Consider the following 17,748-nt stretch of genomic DNA (forward strand, 5'->3'; position numbering starts at 1 on the left):
TCCTGGAAGAAGAACTAGATGCCGGACCTCACTCCCGATCCATCCATCCCCGACGAACCGAAGAACGTCGAAGCCAAGGCGGTGATCCTGCTGGTGCTGCTCGGCCTCATGATCGCGGCCTTCGTGCTGTACGTGATGTACGCGCGCGGCGTGTTCGAGCCGACCCAGCGCCTGACCCTGGTGGCCGAGGATTCGTCCGGCGTCATCCCCGGCATGGACATGACCTTCGCGGGCTTTCCGATCGGGCGCGTGCGCCAGGTCGACCTGGGCGACGACGGCAAGGTGCAGATCACGGTCGACGTGCAAAGCAAGGACGCCAAGTGGCTGCGCGCCTCGAGCGTGTTCACGCTGGAGTCGAGCATCGTGGGCGAAACCCGCCTGCGCGCCTATACCGGGGTGCTGACCGACGCGCCGCTGCCGCCCAATTCCACCCGCACCGTGCTGCGCGGCGACGCCACCGCCGAGATCCCGCGCATCGTCGCCACCGCCAGGGCACTGCTGGAAAACCTGGAAACCATGACGGCATCGGGCTCGGACGTCAACGCCAGCCTGGCCAACCTGTCGGCGGTGACCGGGCGCATGTCGGGCCGCTACGGCGTGCTCGGTGGCGCGCTGGGCGGCGATGAAGAGGCGAAGAAGCTCATGGAAGCGCTGGACCGGGTCAACCTCATCCTGGCCAAGGCGGACCAGCGCGTGTTCGGCAAGGCGGGCGTGATGGACGACACGCAAGCCGCGATCCGCCAGCTGGACGTGGTGCTGCAGGACGCCAGCACCACGCTGAAGAAGGTCGATGCGGTGCTGGTCGAGGCCCAGGCGGTGGGCGCCAACACGCGCGAGGCCACCGAAGACCTGGGCGCCCTGCGCGGCGAGGTCGACGCCAGCCTGCGCAAGGTGAATCGCCTGGTCGAGGAAATCAACCGCAAGTGGCCATTTGCCCGCAGCAGCCAGGAGATCAAGCTTCCATGAAAATCGCCATCATCCTGACCGCCGTCGTGCTGGCCGGCTGCGCCAGCAAGCCGCTGCCGCCCGACTGGCAGGCCAATGCCAAGGGAGCGCTCGACGCCTCGGTCGACGATTACCTGAAGGGCCACACGGCAGCGGCGGCATCGGAATTCCGTGAGGCGCGCGCCGAAACGGCGGCCACCGGCCGGCCCGATCGCGTGGCCCAGGTCGAGCTGGTGCGCTGCGCGGTGCAGGCGGCCAGCCTGGTGTTCGAGGATTGCCCGGGCTATGCAGCGCTGGCCGCGGACGCCACGCCGGCGCAGCGCGCCTATGCCGCCTACCTGGCGGGGCAGTGGGAGGGGCTGGACGTGGCGCTGCTGCCCGAGCAGCATCGCGCGGTGGTCGGTGGCGGTGCGCTCGACAAGATCGAAGACCCGCTGTCGCGCCTGGTCGCGGCCGGGGCGCTGTTCAAGGCCGGGCGCATGACGCCGCCGGGCATCGAGCTGGCGGCCGACACGGCGTCGAATCAGGGCTGGCGGCGGCCCTTGCTGGCCTGGCTCGGCGTGCAGGAACAGCGCGCCAAGGCGGCGGGAGACACGGTGGCGGCGGAGCAGATCCGGCGCCGGATGGCGCTCGTGTCGGGACAATGAGGGTAGGCGACGCTTGAGCGCTACGTTGAACGTTTCGCTGGAGCCGGTGACGGTCGATAATTTCGAGACGCTGCTCGAGATGGAACTGCCGCCGGAACAGGATCGCTGGATCGCCAATAATGCGTGTTCGATAGCGCAGGCCAGCTTCTATCCGGACTGGCGCACGCGCGCCATCTATCACGAGGGCGCACCGGCCGGCTTCCTGCTGTACGACGTCGCCTCGCACGACGAGGCAGGGCACTACGGCATCTACCGCTTCATGGTGGACCATCCGAGGCAGGGCCGAGGGATCGGGCGCCGCGCCCTGGAACTGCTGCTCGAGGAACTGCGCGCGCAGCCGGATGCGCAGCGCATCACGATCTGCTACAAGCCCGAGAACCTTGCGGCGCGTGGACTCTACCTGTCCTGTGGCTTCGTCGAAGTGGGCGTGGACGAGCTGGGCGAAATGATCGCCGAGATCAGGCTCCCGCGGACCGCCGCCGCCCTGGCCTGATATGGGCGCCACGTGCGCGGCCGGTAATCTGATAATGCCAATCGGCATGCGGTGCGCCTTTTCGTTTTTATGCACTTTCCATATCGCGCCATTCAGTATCGTGGACTTCGTCTGATTATCCATTGCGGATGTCACGAAGATGCGATCTCGACAATTCGTTTGACTTAAAATATATCCGCATGGCAATATTTTTGAGCCCGATGCTGCAAGCTCGGGCCAGGACTTCTGTTTAATATGGTAATTATTATTAACGTATAAATATCGAGGATTGCTATGACTTCAGCTACTGGAACGAATGGTGTCGATATATTCGACATGAGTATATTCGGGGCCCCCAATTTTCCATTCGAGACTGGACACGGATACAACGCACTGGGCGGCAACGATACGGTCTATGGGAGTTCCTGGAACGATATCATCCAGGGCGGATCCGGGAACGACGTGCTCTACGGAAATGCTGGGAACGATATCGTGCTCGGCCAGGAAGGCAATGACACCTTGTCTGGCGGCGCCGGCGATGACGTTCTCACTGGCGGTAGCAGCGATGCGGGCGCGGACGTGCTGGACGGCGGCGCCGGCAACGATCGCCTGTTCGGTGGTCCCGGCGACGATCTGTATATTCACACCGCCAACAGCGGGGTGGACACCATCAATGACGGCACGTCGGAGGGCGGGGCGCCCGGCTACGGCGGTGGCGAGGACATCCTTCAGTTCACCGCCATCACGCTGGATCAGCTGGCCGCGTACCGTCCAGCGGACAGCAACGATCTCTGGCTCGGCAGCTTCGACGATTTCGCCGATGGCGTAATGGACGATGGCGTCATTATCGAGGATTTCTATCTGGCCGACGCCAATACCTTTATCGAACTGGTCTATACCGCTGACGGTTATTGGGTGGATCTCGCCCAGTTGCTGTAAGCGCCCCTATGCGCGTGGGATCGTTTTCTCAGCTGATAACTGAAATCGATTCTGCGCATATGGTAGTTTCTATCTTTATATAGATATCGGAGAATGCTATGGCTGTTGAAAATGGCACTAACGGCGACGACGAATTTTATATGAGTACCATGGGGCCGGTTGTTTTTCCCGAAACCGCACATGGATATAATGCGCTCGGAGGCAATGACATTGTCTACGGCAGCTCGTGGGTCGACATCATCGAGGGCGGAACGGGAGACGACGTGTTGTACGGATACGGTGGCGACGACGCCCTGATCGGTCAGCAAGGCAACGACACCATGTTCGGTGGCGCCGGCGACGATTTCATCCACGGCGGCAGCCAGGACGCCGGCGAGGACATCCTGGACGGCGGCGCCGGCAACGACACGCTCAGTGGCGGGCCGGGCAACGACATCTATCTGCACACTGCCAATGGCGGCGTCGACATCATCAACGACGGCGACTCCGAGGCAACCGTCCCGGGCTATGGCGGGGGTGAGGATTTCATCCAGTTCACCGCCATCTCGTGGGACCAGCTGGCCTTTTATCGTCCGCCGAACAGCGACGACCTGTGGCTGGCCAGTCTCGATGATTTTGCCGATGGTTTCATGGACGATGGTGTCATCGACCAGGACTTCTTCCAGGCCGATCCCAGTACGTTCATCGAATGGGTGTATACGTCGGACGGCTTCTGGGTCGACCTGGCGCAATTGCTCTAGACGGTGTGTGGTTTGTCGGAGGCGGTGCCGCAGCCGGTTTGCCCGCCTCCGTCCATCGACGCGCTGCGCAGCGCCCACGGCAAGGTGTTATGAATGGTGGTCGCGGCGATCGCCGCCTGTCCCGCCGCCACCGCGATCTGGTTCAGTCCGCGCGTGACGTCGCCGATGGCAAACAGTCCCGGCACCGAGGTGCGACAGTGGTCGTCCACCAGCAGCTTGTCGCATTCGACGGTCTCAGCACCGAGCGCCGCCGCCAATCCCGAACGGGCTGACTCGCCCAGCATCGGATAGAACACATCGCATTCGTAGTCCTCGCCATCGCGCGTGTGCAGCACCGGCCGCAGGTCGTCGGTGAGCGTCACGCCGGCCAGCGGCGAGGTGATGTGGCGGACGTTCGCCGCCTCCAGCTGGCGCTTTTCGTCAGCGTCGACGACCGATTCCTCCGTGCGCTCGAACAGCCATACGTCGGTGCTGAAACTGCGCATGAACAGCGCGTGTCCCACCGGATTGACCTCGGACGTCGCCACCGCGATGCGCTTGTCGATCACGTCGAAGCCGTCGCACACGGGGCACAGGCGGACGGCGCCGGCGGCCACGGCTTCTTCCCAGCGCTCGACCGGCATGCCGGCGTCGGCCACACCGGTCGCCAGCAGCACCGTATGCGCGCGCAAGGTCGTCAAATCTCCCTCGGGACTGCAGCAGTCGGCCACGAACAGTCCATCCTCGATGCGCAGATCGACCACTTCGCCGGGGATCACGTGCCCGCCATAATTGCCCAGCTGGCAGCGCAACTGGTCCAGCAGCAGCTTGCCGTTGATCCCATCCGGAAATCCGGGATAGTTGTGCGAGACGGGAATCCAGCCCAGCCGGCTATTGCCCTTGTCGACCAGGGCCACGTTGCGCGTGAAGCGGTGCAGGTAGATGGCGGCGGTCAGGCCGCCGGGGCCACCGCCGACGATCAGCGTGTCGAAGACATTCTGTTTGAGTTCCATGCCGTCGATTATCCCAAGCGGCAAACGGCCGGGCTATCGGCGCGCGCCTGCGCGCCGGGTCGGCATTGGCTTACACGCGAGCCTTCACAGCGACTTGCCGCCGGCAGCCTCGGGCTGCAGGGTCACGTGATCGATGCCGTGGCGCTCGCGCAGCATGGCGCGCACGGCCTCCAGCACCGGCGGCCACTCTTCCAGGCTGCGGATCTCGATGTGACCGATCAGGGCCGGGTGGCCCGGCGACATATCCCACACATGCATATCGTGCACGGCCAGCACGCCGTCGACGGCCGCCATGTCGGCGCCGACCTGCACGTAGTCGATCGCATGCGGCACGCCTTCCATCAGGAAGTGGTACGACTCCCGCAAGATGCCGCTGGTCGAACGCAGGATCAGCAGGGCGACGAAGATCGACAGGATCGGGTCGGCCTGCAACCATCCGGTGACATAGATGATGGCGCCGGAGGCGATCGCCGCAAGCGAACCCAGCAAATCGCCCATGACATTGACCAGGGCGGCGCGGGTATTGATGCTGTCGTTATTGCGGGAAAGAATCCAGGCCACCAGCAGGTTGATCGAGGCGCCCAGGGCCGCCACCACCAGCACGATGCCGCCTTGCACGTGCTCAGGATGGAGCAGGCGCTGCACCGCTTCGTAGCCGATCCAGCCCACCAGGCCCAGCATCGCGAGGCAGTTGACGAAGGCGGCCAGCGCCTCGGCGCGCACGAAGCCGAAGGAGTGGCGGGCCGACGGCGGGCGCTTGGCGATCAGTTGGGCCAGCAGGGCCAGGCCGAGGGCGGCCGCGTCAGTCACCATGTGGCCGGCGTCCGAGATCAGGGCCAGTGAATTGGAAATGAAGCCGGTGATGACTTCGACCACGGCGAACAGCAGGGTCAGGCCGAGCGCCACGGCCAGCGCCTTTTGGCTGCGCGCCTCGATCGAGTGCGAATGGCTGGCGTCGCCGTCCAGGTGGGCGTGCAGGCGGGAAGGGTCGAGCTGTTTCAAGTTCATCGCATGAAGTAAATATGGGCCTGGTGTCGAAGTGTAAAGCATCCTGCGCCGCGGGGCGTGGGCGGACCCTGCGGCAACTATTTCCGTGCGAGGGTTGCGGGTTCGCGATGCGGTCCTTATAATGGCGGCATCGGGCGGTTAGTTCAGCTGGTTAGAATACTTGGTCGACATCCAAGGGGTCGCAGATTCGAATTCTGCACCGCCCACCAGTACACATGTAAGAGCGAGAAAGGCATCAACGGTTATGACACCGCGAACTACAACCTGGTTGTGGGGGAATCGCTAGACGCGATGGGGTGTGCTTTTGCTCGACACAACAGAGAAACGCGGCTAGTGCCGCGTTTTTTTTCGTCTTTTACGTTTTCGTTATCTTTTTGTTTATTTTTCACCGGCGCCTACGCCAATTGGAGAGCAGCATGCTGAACGTCCGACTTCCCGATGGCTCCAGCCGTCAATTCGACGGCCCCGTGACGGTGGCCCAGGTAGCGCAGAGTATCGCCCCGAGCCTGGCCAAGGCGGCCCTGGCCGGCAAGGTCAATGGCAAGGTGGTCGACATCTCGCACCTGATCGACGCCGACGCCGACCTGGCGATCGTGACCGACCGCGATCCGGAAGGCCTGGACGTGATCCGTCACTCGACCGCCCACTTGCTGGCCTATGCGGTCAAGGAATTGTTCCCGGAAGCCCAGGTCACCATCGGCCCGGTCATCGAGAACGGCTTTTATTACGACTTCTCGTACAAGCGCCCGTTCACCCCGGACGACCTGGCCGCGATCGAAAAGAAAATGGTCGAGCTGGCCAAGAAGGACGAGCCGGTCACCCGCAAGGTGCTGCCGCGCGACGAAGCCGTGGCCTACTTCAAGTCGATCGGTGAACACTACAAAGCCGAGATCATCGCCTCGATCCCGGCCAATGAAGACGTGTCGCTGTACAGCGAAGGCGGTTTCACCGACCTGTGCCGCGGCCCGCACGTGCCATCGACCGGCAAGATCAAGGTCTTCAAGTTGATGAAGCTGGCGGGCGCCTACTGGCGCGGCGATTCGAAGAACGAGATGCTGCAGCGCGTGTACGGCACCGCCTGGACCAAGAAGGAAGACCAGGAGCAATACCTGCACATGCTCGAAGAAGCGGAAAAGCGTGACCACCGCAAGCTCGGCAAGGCCTTGGACCTGTTCCACTTCCAGGAAGAAGCGCCGGGCCTGGTGTTCTGGCATCCGAAGGGCTGGACCGTCTGGCAACAGGTGGAGCAGTATATGCGCCACAAGTACCAGGTGAGCGGCTATAGCGAAGTCAAGGCGCCGCAGATCCTCGATCGCACCCTGTGGGAAAAGACCGGTCACTGGGAAAACTACCGTGACAATATGTTCACCACCGAATCCGAAAACCGCTCGTACGCGCTCAAGCCGATGAACTGCCCGGGCCACGTGCAGATCTATAACTCGGGCATGCGCTCCTACCGCGACCTGCCGCTGCGCTTCGGCGAATTCGGCCAGTGCCACCGCAACGAGCCGTCCGGCGCGCTGCACGGCCTGATGCGCGTGCGCGGCTTCACCCAGGACGATGGCCATATCTTCTGTACCGAAGACCAGGTCGAGCGCGAAGTCACCGAATTCCACGCCCAGGCGATGGGCGTCTACGACGACTTCGGCTTCACCAATATCGACGTCAAGCTGGCGCTGCGTCCCGACAGCCGCATCGGTTCCGACGAGGTCTGGGATCAGGCCGAAGAGTCGCTCCGTTCGGCGCTGCGCGCCTGTGGCGTGGAGTGGACCGAGCTGCCGGGCGAGGGCGCCTTCTATGGTCCGAAGATCGAGTATCACCTGAAGGACAGCCTGGGCCGTCCATGGCAGGTCGGCACCGTGCAAGTGGACTTCTCGATGCCGGGCCGCCTCGGTTCCGAGTATGTGGCAGAAGACAATACCCGCAAGGTGCCGGTGATGCTGCACCGCGCGATCGTGGGTTCGATGGAGCGCTTCATCGGCATCCTGATCGAAAACTACGCGGGCGCACTGCCGCTCTGGCTTGCGCCAGTGCAAGTTGCAGTCCTGAATATTTCGGATGCGCAGGCCGATTACGTCAAGCAGGTCGAGGCGAAGTTGCGCGCGGCAGGCCTGCGCGTTCACGCTGATTTGCGGAACGAGAAGATCACCTATAAAATACGCGAACATTCCGTCCAAAAACTGCCGTATATCCTCGTTGTTGGGGATAAAGAAAAGGACGCGAACACTGTGGCCGTGCGTGCCCGCGGCAACGTCGATCTGGGTGTGATGCCCATCGACGCGCTCGTGGAGCGTCTGGTCGGCGAAGTTGCCGCCAAGACGAAATAATCCCGGCCAATACCAATACATTCAAAGGAAACGACATAGCTACTGACAAGCAGAATCGCATCAATGGCGAGATCACCCATCCGGAAATGCGTTTGAACGGTGTGGACAACGAGCCGCTGGGCATCGTGACCCTGGCCGAAGCGTTCCGTCTGGCCGAAGAAAAGAACGTCGACCTGGTTGAGATCGCGCCAAATGCGGTCCCTCCGGTTTGCCGCCTGATGGACTACGGCAAGTTCAAGTATTCGGAGCAGAAGAAGGCCCACGAAGCCAAGCTCAAGCAGAAGATCATCCAGGTCAAGGAAATCAAATTCCGTCCGGGTACCGATGAAGGCGACTACAGCATCAAGCTGCGCAACCTCATCAAGTTCCTGGAAGAAGGCGACAAGACCAAGATCACCTTGCGCTTCCGTGGTCGCGAGATGGCCCACCAGGACATCGGCCTGCGCATGCTCGAACGCCTGCGTGCCGATCTGGAGGCCGTCGGGACGGTCGAGCAGTTCCCGAAGCTCGAAGGTCGCCAGATGATCATGGTGGTTGCACCGAAGAAGAAGAAGTAATTCTTCGAGCGAAGTAGATACACGGCCGGGTCCGTGGTGCAGGCGAAAGTCGGTGCCGCGGCCCGGCTTTCACACGTCTGTACAGTTGGTAAGTGTGTGCCCGCAACCCCACGGGTTATTGGCTATGTGCAACCCGTCCATTCCCTCGAAACCTGTGCTACAATCTGCGATTCCTGTTTTTAGAAACGGGTTGTAGCAGACTCGCTTCTGCTGCAAGACAAGTGAAAGTAGGCATCCAAGAGCAGCGTTGCTGCCACCTGCAATCCTGTCCCATATGAGGCTGTCCGCGAGGACAGATGACTATGCCAAAAATGAAAACCAAGAGCTCCGCGAAGAAACGGTTTCGCGTGCGTCCGGGCGGTACCGTCAAGTCGGGCATGGCGTTCAAGCGCCACATCCTGACCAAGAAGACCACCAAGAACAAGCGCCAACTGCGCGGCACCCGTAACATCAATGCGTCGGACGTGACTAGCGTTCTGCGTATGATGCCGTCTGCTTAATCTCACACTAAGGAGCTAACATGCCTAGAGTTAAACGTGGGGTTACTGCACGTGCCCGTCATAAGAAAGTCCTTGATCTTGCTAAAGGCTACCGTGGTCGCCGCAGCAAGGTATACCGTATTGCCAAGCAAGCAGTCATGCGCGCTGGCCAGTATGCCTACCGCGATCGCCGCAACAAGAAGCGCGTCTTCCGCGCACTGTGGATCACCCGTATCAACGCGGCTTCGCGTTCGCACGGCATGACCTACAGCGCCTTCATGAACGGCCTGAAAAAGTCCGCGATTGAACTGGACCGTAAAGTCCTGGCCGACATGGCTGTGCATGACAAGCCGGCATTCGCCGCGATCGTCAGCGCCGTCAAGGCCAAGCTGGCTGCTTAATTCAGTCTGCTAGCAAGAAGCGCCATAGCGATATGGCGCACTAGAAGCGGGGCAAGGTTCACACCTGTGCCCCGTTTTTGATTCTGGCGTCTCCCGCCAACGAAAAACAGGAAAAGAACAAGCATGAACTTGGAAGAACTCGTCGTCGCGGCAAGGAACGACTTCGCTGCCGCCGCGGACGCCGCCGCGCTCGAAAATGCGAAAGCCAAGTACCTGGGCAAGACCGGCCAGGTGACCGACCTCATGAAGGGCCTCGGCAAGCTCGACCCTGAACAGCGCAAGGCGCAGGGCGCCCTGATCAATGCCGCCAAAGAACAAATCGAACAGGCCTTGACCGCGCGCCGCGAGGCGCTTGCCGACGCGCAGCTGATGCTGCGCCTGTCCGCCGAGAGCATCGACGTCACCCTGCCGGGCCGTGGCCGCTCCAAGGGCGGCATCCACCCGGTGATGCGCACCTGGGAACGCGTGGAGCAGATCTTCCGCTCGATCGGCTTCGACGTCGCCGACGGTCCCGAGATCGAGACCGACTGGACCAACTTCACCGCACTGAACAGCCCCGAAAATCACCCGGCGCGTTCGATGCAGGACACGTTCTATATCGAGGGCAATGACAGCACCGGCAAACCGCTGCTGCTGCGCACCCACACCAGCCCGATGCAGGTGCGTTATGCGCGCACCCACACGCCGCCGATCAAGGTAATCGCGCCGGGCCGCACCTACCGCGTCGACAGCGACGCCACCCACTCGCCGATGTTCCACCAGGTCGAAGGCCTGTGGATCGGCGAGGACATCAGTTTTGCCGACCTCAAGGGCGTGTACCTGAACTTCGTCAAGGCCTTCTTCGAGACCGACGACCTGCAGGTGCGCTTCCGTCCGTCCTACTTCCCGTTTACCGAACCGTCGGCCGAGATCGACATCGCCTTCGGTTCCGGTCCGCTCAAGGGTCGCTGGCTGGAAGTGTCGGGCGCCGGCCAGGTGCACCCGACCGTCGTGCGCAACTTCGGACTGGATCCGGAAAAGTTCATCGGCTTCGCGTTCGGCTCCGGCCTCGAGCGCCTGACGATGCTGCGTTATGGAATCAATGACCTGCGCCTGTTCTATGAAGGCGATCTGCGTTTCCTGAAGCAGTTCAATTAATTTGCGAAGCTGAGGTAAAAAGAATATGCAATTCTCGGAAAACTGGCTCCGTTCCATCGTCGATCCTAAGATGAGTTCGGATGAGCTGTCCCATCTGCTGACCATGTCCGGCCTCGAAGTGGAAGAGGTCGAAGCCGTCGCGCCGCCGTTCTCGAACGTGGTGGTTGCGCACGTCGTCGAAGTGGCGAAGCACCCGAACGCCGACCGCCTGAACGTGTGCCAGGTCGATGCAGGCACCGGCACGCTGCTCAATATCGTGTGTGGCGCGCCGAATGTGCGCGCCGGCATGAAGGCGATTTGCGCCAAGGCCGGCGCGCTGCTGCCGCCGGGCGCCGATGGCAAGCCGTTCGAGATCAAGGTCGGCAAGCTGCGCGGCGTCGAGTCGCAGGGCATGATGTGTTCAAGCAAAGAGCTGGGCATCTCGGAAGAGAGCAATGGTCTGATGGAGCTGCCGGAAGACGCGCCGGTCGGCCAGAACATCCGTGACTACCTGGGCCTGAACGACCTGAAATTCACCATCAAGCTGACCCCGAACAAGGCCGACTGCCTGTCGGTGCTGGGCGTGGCGCGCGAAGTGTCGGCCCTGACCGGCTCGCCCCTGAGCCTGGCGCCGACGCGCGCCGTGCCGGTGAGCAGCGACGAAATCCTGCCGGTCAAGGTGTCTGCGCCCGACCTGTGCGGTCGTTTCGCCGGCCGCGTGATCCGCGGCCTGAACGCGCGCGCGGCTACCCCGGAATGGATGAAGCGCCGCCTGGAACGCAGCGGCCAGCGCTCGGTGTCGGCCCTGGTCGACATCTCCAACTATGTGATGCTGGAAGTCGGCCGTCCGTCGCACGTGTTTGACCTGGCCAAGATCCACGGTTCGCTCGACGTTCGCTGGGGCAAGAAGGGCGAATCGCTCAAGCTGCTGAACGGCAATACCGTCGAGCTCGATGACTGGGTTGGCGTGATTGCCGACGACAAGGAGATCGAATCGCTGGCCGGCATCATGGGCGGCGATTCCACCGCCGTCTCGCTGGACACGACCGACATCTACCTGGAAGCGGCCTTCTGGTGGCCGAATGCGATCCAGGGCCGTGCCCGCCGTTACAATTTCTCGACCGACGCGGCGCACCGCTTCGAGCGCGGCGTCGACTACGCGACCATTCCCGACCATATCGAGCGCATCACCGCGCTGATCGTCGAGATCTGCGGCACCGGCGAGACCAAAGTCGGCCCGGTCGATGACCAGGTCGTCAATCTGCCGCAGCGCCAGCCGGTGATACTCCGCACCGCGCGCGCGCAAAAAGTCATCGGCGTGCCGCTGACCGACGAGCTGATCGCCGACATCTTCACGCGCCTGGGCCTGGAATTCACGCGCGGCGAGGGTACTTTCCTGGTGACGGCGCCGTCGTACCGCTTCGACATCGAGATCGAGGAAGACTTGATCGAAGAAGTGGCGCGCGTCTATGGCTTCGAGAACATTCCAGCCAATCCGCCGGTGGCGCCGAGCGCCATGCTGATCGAACCGGAAAACACCCGTTCGCTGTTCGCGATCCGCCACCAGCTGGCCGACCTGGGTTACCAGGAAGTGGTCAATATGAGCTTCGTCGAGAGCGCCTGGGAGGCGGATTTCGCCGGCAACCTCGAGCCGATCCGCCTGCAGAACCCGATCGCCAGCCAGCTCTCCGTGATGCGTTCGAGCCTGATCGGCAGCCTGGTCGCCAATGTGCGCTACAACATCAACCGCAAGGCCGGCCGCGTGCGCGCCTTTGAAGTCGGCGCCGTGTTCATGCGCAATAGCGACGTCCAGGACGGTCCGCTGGCGGTGGCCGGCTACGAGCAGCCCAAGCGCGTGGCCGCGATCGCCTACGGTCCTGCCGCGGACGAGCAGTGGGGCCTGGCGACCCGCGCCGTCGATTTCTTCGACGTGAAGGCCGACCTGGAAGCGCTGTTTGCCCCGCGCCAGCTGCGTTTCACCAAGGCCGAGCACCCGGCGCTGCACCCGGGCCGCTGCGCCACGGTGGAGCTGGACGGCAAGCAGATCGGCCTGGTCGGCGAGCTGCATCCGCGCTGGCTGCAAAAGTACGATCTGCCGCAGGCGCCGGTGCTGTTCGAAGTCGATGCCGCCGCCCTGTGCGAGCGCGTGGTTCCGAGCTACACCGAGATTTCGAAGTTCCCGGGCGCCACGCGCGACCTGGCGCTGGTGGTGAAGCAGGACGTTCCGGCCCAGCTGGTGATCGATGCGTTCAATGCCGAGATCGCCGCCAATCCTGCAGGCAAGATCGTGCAAGCCGTTGTTTTGTTTGATGAATATCGCGGCAAGGGCCTGGAGACGGATGAAAAAAGCCTTGCTTTCCGCTTTAGCTTGCAAGATACTCAATCGACGCTGCAGGACGAAGCGGTCGACGCCATCATGGCGGCCGTCGCCGAATCCGCATCGACGAAACTGAGCGCGCGGCTGCGCGCTTGAGTAGCGAACCAAGTCGCGACATCCGACAGCAAGACCATTCCATGACGGGCAAGCCCAGGCTTGTCCCGTCATCCGAAACATCGTTTGACTCGAAGGCAGGGCTTCAAAATTAACAACAACGACGTTGATTCCGCCGTCTTCCAAGAGGCGCTGGCCGCCGATCTGGACCGTGCCATGCAGGTGGCGCGGGTACGCAAGGAAGCTGAACAGTCATTGCCGACCTTGACCAAGGCCGAGCTGGCCGAGCTGCTGTTCGAGCAGGTCGGCCTGAACAAGCGCGAAGCCAAGGATATGGTCGAAACTTTTTTTGACGAAATCCGCAATGCGCTCGAGCGCGGCGAGGCAGTCAAGCTGTCCGGCTTCGGCAATTTCCAGTTGCGCGACAAGCCGCAGCGGCCCGGCCGCAATCCGAAAACGGGGGAAGAAATCCCCATCACGGCGCGCCGCGTCGTGACATTCCACGCCAGCCAGAAACTCAAAGGAATGGTCGAAGAGACCACGCCAGCTAGTCCAACCGGGGGTTCCCTGGCGCGTGCAGCCTGAGGACGCCCGATAAGCGATGAATGACCGACCGAACAAGATCGAACCGAACGTGCTGCCGCCGATTCCGGCCAAGCGTTATTTCACGATTGGGGAAGTCAGTGACTTGTGCGGAGTCAAACCCCACGTCTTGCGCTACTGGGAACAGGAATTTACTCAGCTTAAGCCGGTCAAACGTCGTGGAAACCGCCGATACTATCAGCACCACGAAGTCCTGCTGATCCGGCGTATCCGCGCGCTGCTGTACGAGCAGGGCTTCACCATCAGCGGCGCCCGTAACCGCCTCGACAATCGCGCCAGTGCGGCTGCCGAGTTCGACGGGCTGGACCTGCCCGACAGTCCGCCAGCGATCGACGCCGACAAACTGCGCGCCGATTTGCTGGGCATTCTCGACTTGCTCAAGAACGGATCGCGACCGGCGTAAAGCCTGGGCAGGCTCTTGCAGTCTGTCGACATCGGTCGCCAAGCTGGCCGGTCGTGAGCAAATCGTGCCTCTCAGAAACTCGCGTTGCCATGCCGGCGGGTCGTCCACGGTTCAGTTGCCGGGATTGTGCCGGTCGCGCGCTGCGTCTGAATACTCAAGCATTCGTGCACCTGTTGAACGCGGCCCTCTGAGTGTTAAAATGTCACCCGCGCATATGCTGAATCTAACGCATGTAAACCGGGCGGTTCAGACCCGGCACTTTCCTGCGCAAGGAAAATTTAAGGGAAGACAATGATACGCGTTGCCATTTGTGACGATCACCAGATAGTTAGAGCAGGGTTCAAGCAGATTTTCTCGTCGTCGGGCGACTTTGAAGTCGTCGCCGAAGGCGCCACCGGCCGCGAGGCCCTCGATATCGCACGCCGCGAGATCTGCGACGTGCTGCTGCTGGACATCGCGATGCCCGACCAGAGCGGCATCGACATCCTGCGCACCATCCGCCAGGGCCAGCCCAATCTGCCGGTGCTGATCCTGTCCGGCTACCCGGCGCAGCAGTATGCGCTCAACCTGTTCAAGATGGGCGCCAACGGCTACCTGAACAAGGAGTGCGAGGCCGACGAACTCAAGACCGCCGTGCGTACCGTCTTCCAGGGGCGTCGCTATGTGTCCTCCACGGTCGGCGAACTGCTGGCCCAGAGTTTCGACCGCGATCCCAACACGGCGCTGCATACCGAGCTGTCCGATCGTGAGTTCCAGGTCTTCCTGCGCCTGGCGAAGGGTGCGACCGTGTCCGATATCGGCAACGCGCTGTCGCTGTCGATCAAGACCGTGTCCACCTACCGTACCCGGATCATGGAAAAAATGGGCCTGCAGTCGAATTCCGACCTGACCTATTACGCCATGAAGAACAATCTGCTCGATTAATCTTCGGCTGATTTTTTAGCCAGATTCATCTGACAACGCGCCCACCCGGGCGCGTTTTTGCTTTCGGGTTGAGCGTTCGGCATCTTCAATCGCAAATGCAACAAATAGTTACGGCCGAGAATTTCGCAGTGCAACATTCCGTCCATACGCCTATAATGAAGGGCCACATTCCTTGCGCGAAAGGAAGCCTGGATGTACTTCACTACCGCTGCGGACGAGAAATCCATTCGCAGTCTCCCCCTACACAAGACGCTGCTGTGCCTGATGTGCGTGGTGCTGCTGGTCGTCAATGGCGTATTCCTGGCGCGTAACCTCGACGATTTGCGGGCGGCCAATGCGCTGCAGGCGCAGACCGCCCAGGTGTCGGACGAGCTGCAATACCTGAACCTGATCGTCACCGATGCCGAAAGCAGCCTGCGCGGCTATTTTTTGTCGGGCGACGAGGTGTACCTCGGCCCGTTGCGCAGCGCTTCCCAGCAAATCAACAAGCAGATGCGCTCACTGGATGAGCTGCTACGCGACAATCCTTCCCAGGCAAAGAACCTGCAGCAGTTACGCACGCTGGTCGACAAGAAATTTGGTCTGCTTCAACAGTCGCTTGAGGTCTACCGCGAGGGTGGACTGAACGATATCGTGGCGATCGCGGCTTCTCCCGACGACCGGGCGCAGATGGACGAGATCCGCCTGCAGGTCGTGATCATGACGCGCGAGCAGAACGAATTGCTGACCACCCGCACCGCCGCGTTCTACCAGCAATACCGGCACGCCGTGGTATTTGGCGTCGGCATCAATGCCGCCGCCATCTTCGTGCTGCTGCTGTTCTACAAGATGATCAAGCGCGCCTTCCGCCTGCGCCTGTTGGCCGAGCGCGCCTTGCAACACACGAACGATGGCCTGGAAGAAATCGTGGCCGAGCGCACCGGCCAGTTGTCGGTGCTGTCGCGTCACTTGATCAAAGTCTCGGAAGAAGAAAAATCGCGCCTGGCGCGCGAACTGCACGATGAAATGGGCGCCAACCTGACGGCGATCGGCATGGACCTGTCCACGGTCGCCGAGCACCTGCGCGCCACTCATCCGGATCTGGCGTCGAAGCTGGGACGCGCCAAGCGCACCCTGGTCGATACCGTGCAGCTGAAGCGCCGCATCATCGAAAATTTACGGCCGAGCCTGCTCGATAATATGGGCCTGTCGGCTGCGCTGCAAAGTTATTGCGCCGATTATGCACGCATCACATCGCTCGACTGCGATGCGTTGATCGACGCCGAGGTCGATACTGCCGGTCCGATGCAGGCAATCGCGCTCTTCCGTATCACGCAAGAGGCCTTGAACAATACCGCCAAGTACGCCAAGGCGCGGAATGTGATCGTCAACCTGACGCGGGAACCCGATGGTTGGGGCCTCGAGATCACCGACGACGGCATTGGCATTCCGCCTGACGCCATGGCGAGGACGAAATCGCATGGCCTGCTCGGCATGCGCGAACGCGCCTTGCTGCTGGGCGGCACCCTGGTGGTCGAGCCTGGTGTGAATGGGGTGGGAACTTGCGTGCGCGCCATGATTCCGGCGGCGGCCCCGGGGGGCAATGAAGAGGCGAGTGCAGCTGGGGTGGTGACTGCCGCTGCGGTTGCCCTATCTTGCGTACAGGCCGAAGCGGTCTTGCTGGATCCGCCCGCCCCGGACGGGGCGCAGGCGGATCCGATTCGGCGTCATCTCAACGCGCCACATCCATGAGCAGGCGGTCGTATTCCGATTTGGCGACCTTGTAGCATTCGCCCGCATATTCTTCCAGGCCGGCGCGGTCCAGCACGGTGATATTGCCGCGGCGGTACTGGATCAGGCCTTCGTCCTGCAGCTTGCCGGCGGCGGCAGTGATGCTTTCGCGGCGCACACCCAGCATGATCGAGATCAGCTCTTGCGTCACTTTCAGCTCGTTGCTTGCCGAGCGGTCCAGGCGGTCGAGCAGCCAGCGGCACAGCTTCTGCTCGATCGAGCTGTGGCGGCCGCCGACGGCGTTCTGGGCCATCTGGGCGAACAGCGCATTGGTGTAGCGCATCAGCAGCTGGGGCAGGGCGCCGCCGCGGTTGAAGGCGTCGCGCAGGTATTGGGTCTTGAGGCGGTAGCCGTAGCCGGCGCTTTGCACGACTGCGCTGCAGGTGGCGCGCTCGCCCATGAACAGCGACACGCCAACCGCGCCTTCGTGGCCGACCACGGCGATCTCGGTGGTGGCGCCGTCTTCCATCACGTACAGCAGCGACACGATTGCGGTCGTTGGAAAATACACGTATTCCAGTTTGCTGCCATACTCGAACAGTTCTTTACCGAACGGCATCGGGACCAGTTCAAGGTGGTCGAACATGTCTTCCAGGTCGGTGCGGGGCAGGGCGGCCAGCAATTCATTCTGCTGGGTGCCGCTATAGCTGACGATCGGTTTGGACGTGGACTTCAGTGCCTCACTCGTGGCAGGAGCCTGGTTCTTCGATTTTTGGGTGAGACCACCAAACTGAGTGTTGTTCATCTTATGTCCTCTTATGTCTATCTTGCGTCAGGGGCGATTCAGGAGGCTTGTCTTTCTTACCTCATCGCGATGGGTGTACTTTAAGGCTACCGTCTGTTGCCGCACATAAGACGAGTATCCGCCCCCATGTAGGTTCCAAGCATGATGTCGTGTCAGCCCAGTCCTACTAGGGAAGACCGTGCGTTGGCGCACCTTCCGCCGCAAAGTTTCGTTAAAGAACGTCGAAATGCCGCATAATTCGCCGGCGCC

The 17,748-nt window shown here is 61.9% G+C and carries 18 protein-coding genes and 1 tRNA gene; 16 read left to right on the top strand and 3 right to left on the bottom strand.

All coding sequences use genetic code 11. From position 1 onward, the window contains the following. Positions 1 to 18: 18 nt before the first annotated feature. The 5 genes from SOM28_RS02155 (at position 19) to SOM28_RS02175 (ending at position 3,743) form a co-directional block, all read left to right on the top strand. The gene (locus SOM28_RS02155; protein WP_320467031.1) at positions 19 to 966 is read left to right on the top strand and encodes an MlaD family protein; all 948 of its coding nucleotides are present in this window, start codon (positions 19 to 21) and stop codon (positions 964 to 966) included. Beyond that, complete coding sequence (locus SOM28_RS02160; RefSeq protein WP_320467032.1) at positions 963 to 1,592, top strand: hypothetical protein; 630 nt, start codon at positions 963 to 965, stop codon at positions 1,590 to 1,592. The genes SOM28_RS02155 and SOM28_RS02160 overlap by 4 nt, the downstream gene beginning before the upstream one ends. Positions 1,593 to 1,605: 13 nt before the next feature. Continuing rightward, a complete protein-coding gene (locus SOM28_RS02165; RefSeq protein ID WP_320467033.1) occupies positions 1,606 to 2,085 on the top strand; it encodes a GNAT family N-acetyltransferase in 480 nt (159 codons plus the stop codon). Between the two features lie 273 nt (positions 2,086 to 2,358). Next, positions 2,359 to 3,003 (top strand): calcium-binding protein, encoded by a 645-nt coding sequence (locus SOM28_RS02170; protein ID WP_123070128.1) that lies wholly within the window; start codon positions 2,359 to 2,361, stop codon positions 3,001 to 3,003. 98 nt (positions 3,004 to 3,101) lie between these two features. Continuing rightward, positions 3,102 to 3,743 carry a calcium-binding protein gene (locus SOM28_RS02175; RefSeq protein ID WP_320467034.1) on the top strand — a complete coding sequence of 214 codons (642 nt, stop codon included), beginning with the start codon at positions 3,102 to 3,104 and terminating at the stop codon, positions 3,741 to 3,743. Here SOM28_RS02175 and SOM28_RS02180 read toward each other — a convergent pair. Further along, complete coding sequence (locus tag SOM28_RS02180) at positions 3,740 to 4,735, bottom strand: NAD(P)/FAD-dependent oxidoreductase (RefSeq protein ID WP_320467035.1); 996 nt, start codon at positions 4,733 to 4,735, stop codon at positions 3,740 to 3,742. The genes SOM28_RS02175 and SOM28_RS02180 overlap by 4 nt on opposite strands. An 84-nt stretch (positions 4,736 to 4,819) precedes the next feature. After that, positions 4,820 to 5,743, bottom strand: a complete 924-nt coding sequence (locus tag SOM28_RS02185) for a cation diffusion facilitator family transporter (RefSeq protein ID WP_320467036.1) — start codon at positions 5,741 to 5,743, stop codon at positions 4,820 to 4,822. Positions 5,744 to 5,875: 132 nt separating this feature from the next. Here SOM28_RS02185 and SOM28_RS02190 point away from each other — a divergent pair. The 11 genes from SOM28_RS02190 to SOM28_RS02240 all read left to right on the top strand — a co-directional run bounded on the left by SOM28_RS02190 (position 5,876) and on the right by SOM28_RS02240 (position 16,715). Continuing rightward, positions 5,876 to 5,952: transfer RNA gene (locus SOM28_RS02190), tRNA-Val, on the top strand. 207 nt (positions 5,953 to 6,159) lie between these two features. Next, complete coding sequence (gene thrS, locus SOM28_RS02195; RefSeq protein ID WP_320467037.1) at positions 6,160 to 8,070, top strand: threonine--tRNA ligase; 1,911 nt, start codon at positions 6,160 to 6,162, stop codon at positions 8,068 to 8,070. Further along, positions 8,070 to 8,627, top strand: coding sequence for a translation initiation factor IF-3 (infC, locus tag SOM28_RS02200; RefSeq protein WP_267876066.1), 558 nt, complete (start codon positions 8,070 to 8,072; stop codon positions 8,625 to 8,627). The genes thrS and infC overlap by 1 nt, the downstream gene beginning before the upstream one ends. Before the next feature lie 302 nt (positions 8,628 to 8,929). Further along, the gene (rpmI, locus tag SOM28_RS02205; RefSeq protein WP_057262756.1) at positions 8,930 to 9,127 is read left to right on the top strand and encodes a 50S ribosomal protein L35; all 198 of its coding nucleotides are present in this window, start codon (positions 8,930 to 8,932) and stop codon (positions 9,125 to 9,127) included. Positions 9,128 to 9,147: 20 nt separating this feature from the next. Further along, complete coding sequence (rplT, locus tag SOM28_RS02210; protein ID WP_123070124.1) at positions 9,148 to 9,507, top strand: 50S ribosomal protein L20; 360 nt, start codon at positions 9,148 to 9,150, stop codon at positions 9,505 to 9,507. 123 nt (positions 9,508 to 9,630) lie between these two features. After that, positions 9,631 to 10,644: a phenylalanine--tRNA ligase subunit alpha gene (gene pheS / locus SOM28_RS02215; RefSeq protein WP_123070123.1), complete on the top strand. Its 1,014-nt coding sequence runs from the start codon at positions 9,631 to 9,633 to the stop codon at positions 10,642 to 10,644. Positions 10,645 to 10,669: 25 nt separating this feature from the next. Beyond that, positions 10,670 to 13,096, top strand: a complete 2,427-nt coding sequence (gene pheT, locus SOM28_RS02220; RefSeq protein ID WP_320467038.1) for a phenylalanine--tRNA ligase subunit beta — start codon at positions 10,670 to 10,672, stop codon at positions 13,094 to 13,096. 174 nt (positions 13,097 to 13,270) lie between these two features. Further along, positions 13,271 to 13,639, top strand: a complete 369-nt coding sequence (locus SOM28_RS02225) for an integration host factor subunit alpha (protein WP_123070340.1) — start codon at positions 13,271 to 13,273, stop codon at positions 13,637 to 13,639. A gap of 16 nt (positions 13,640 to 13,655) precedes the next feature. Then, positions 13,656 to 14,060, top strand: coding sequence for a MerR family transcriptional regulator (locus SOM28_RS02230; RefSeq protein ID WP_183407472.1), 405 nt, complete (start codon positions 13,656 to 13,658; stop codon positions 14,058 to 14,060). Positions 14,061 to 14,351: 291 nt separating this feature from the next. Continuing rightward, on the top strand, positions 14,352 to 14,984 hold the full coding sequence (locus SOM28_RS02235) for a response regulator (RefSeq protein WP_091873377.1): 633 nt from the start codon (positions 14,352 to 14,354) through the stop codon (positions 14,982 to 14,984). Positions 14,985 to 15,176: 192 nt separating this feature from the next. After that, complete coding sequence (locus tag SOM28_RS02240; protein ID WP_320467039.1) at positions 15,177 to 16,715, top strand: CHASE3 domain-containing protein; 1,539 nt, start codon at positions 15,177 to 15,179, stop codon at positions 16,713 to 16,715. Here SOM28_RS02240 and SOM28_RS02245 read toward each other — a convergent pair. After that, the gene (locus tag SOM28_RS02245; protein ID WP_123070342.1) at positions 16,696 to 17,499 is read right to left on the bottom strand and encodes a Crp/Fnr family transcriptional regulator; all 804 of its coding nucleotides are present in this window, start codon (positions 17,497 to 17,499) and stop codon (positions 16,696 to 16,698) included. The two genes, SOM28_RS02240 and SOM28_RS02245, sit on opposite strands and share 20 nt — an antisense overlap. Positions 17,500 to 17,748: the final 249 nt, after the last annotated feature.

It is taken from the genome of Massilia sp. CFBP9026, from assembly GCF_034045165.1.
In the GTDB taxonomy this organism is placed as follows: Bacteria; Pseudomonadota; Gammaproteobacteria; order Burkholderiales; family Burkholderiaceae_D; genus Telluria; species Telluria arenae.

Bases quoted from the DNA above. Each gene is read 5' to 3' on its own strand.
- pheS (WP_123070123.1), top strand. From the start codon at position 9,631: ATGAACTTGGAAGAACTCGTCGTCGCGGCAAGGAACGACTTCGCTGCC.
- SOM28_RS02180 (WP_320467035.1), bottom strand. From the start codon at position 4,735: ATGGAACTCAAACAGAATGTCTTCGACACGCTGATCGTCGGCGGTGGC.
- thrS (WP_320467037.1), top strand. From the start codon at position 6,160: ATGCTGAACGTCCGACTTCCCGATGGCTCCAGCCGTCAATTCGACGGC.
- SOM28_RS02170 (WP_123070128.1), top strand. From the start codon at position 2,359: ATGACTTCAGCTACTGGAACGAATGGTGTCGATATATTCGACATGAGT.
- SOM28_RS02245 (WP_123070342.1), bottom strand. From the start codon at position 17,499: ATGAACAACACTCAGTTTGGTGGTCTCACCCAAAAATCGAAGAACCAG.
- SOM28_RS02160 (WP_320467032.1), top strand. From the start codon at position 963: ATGAAAATCGCCATCATCCTGACCGCCGTCGTGCTGGCCGGCTGCGCC.
- rpmI (WP_057262756.1), top strand. From the start codon at position 8,930: ATGCCAAAAATGAAAACCAAGAGCTCCGCGAAGAAACGGTTTCGCGTG.
- SOM28_RS02235 (WP_091873377.1), top strand. From the start codon at position 14,352: ATGATACGCGTTGCCATTTGTGACGATCACCAGATAGTTAGAGCAGGG.
- SOM28_RS02230 (WP_183407472.1), top strand. From the start codon at position 13,656: ATGAATGACCGACCGAACAAGATCGAACCGAACGTGCTGCCGCCGATT.
- SOM28_RS02175 (WP_320467034.1), top strand. From the start codon at position 3,102: ATGGCTGTTGAAAATGGCACTAACGGCGACGACGAATTTTATATGAGT.
- SOM28_RS02240 (WP_320467039.1), top strand. From the start codon at position 15,177: ATGTACTTCACTACCGCTGCGGACGAGAAATCCATTCGCAGTCTCCCC.
- rplT (WP_123070124.1), top strand. From the start codon at position 9,148: ATGCCTAGAGTTAAACGTGGGGTTACTGCACGTGCCCGTCATAAGAAA.
- SOM28_RS02225 (WP_123070340.1), top strand. From the start codon at position 13,271: ATGCAGGTGGCGCGGGTACGCAAGGAAGCTGAACAGTCATTGCCGACC.
- pheT (WP_320467038.1), top strand. From the start codon at position 10,670: ATGCAATTCTCGGAAAACTGGCTCCGTTCCATCGTCGATCCTAAGATG.
- SOM28_RS02155 (WP_320467031.1), top strand. From the start codon at position 19: ATGCCGGACCTCACTCCCGATCCATCCATCCCCGACGAACCGAAGAAC.
- SOM28_RS02185 (WP_320467036.1), bottom strand. From the start codon at position 5,743: ATGAACTTGAAACAGCTCGACCCTTCCCGCCTGCACGCCCACCTGGAC.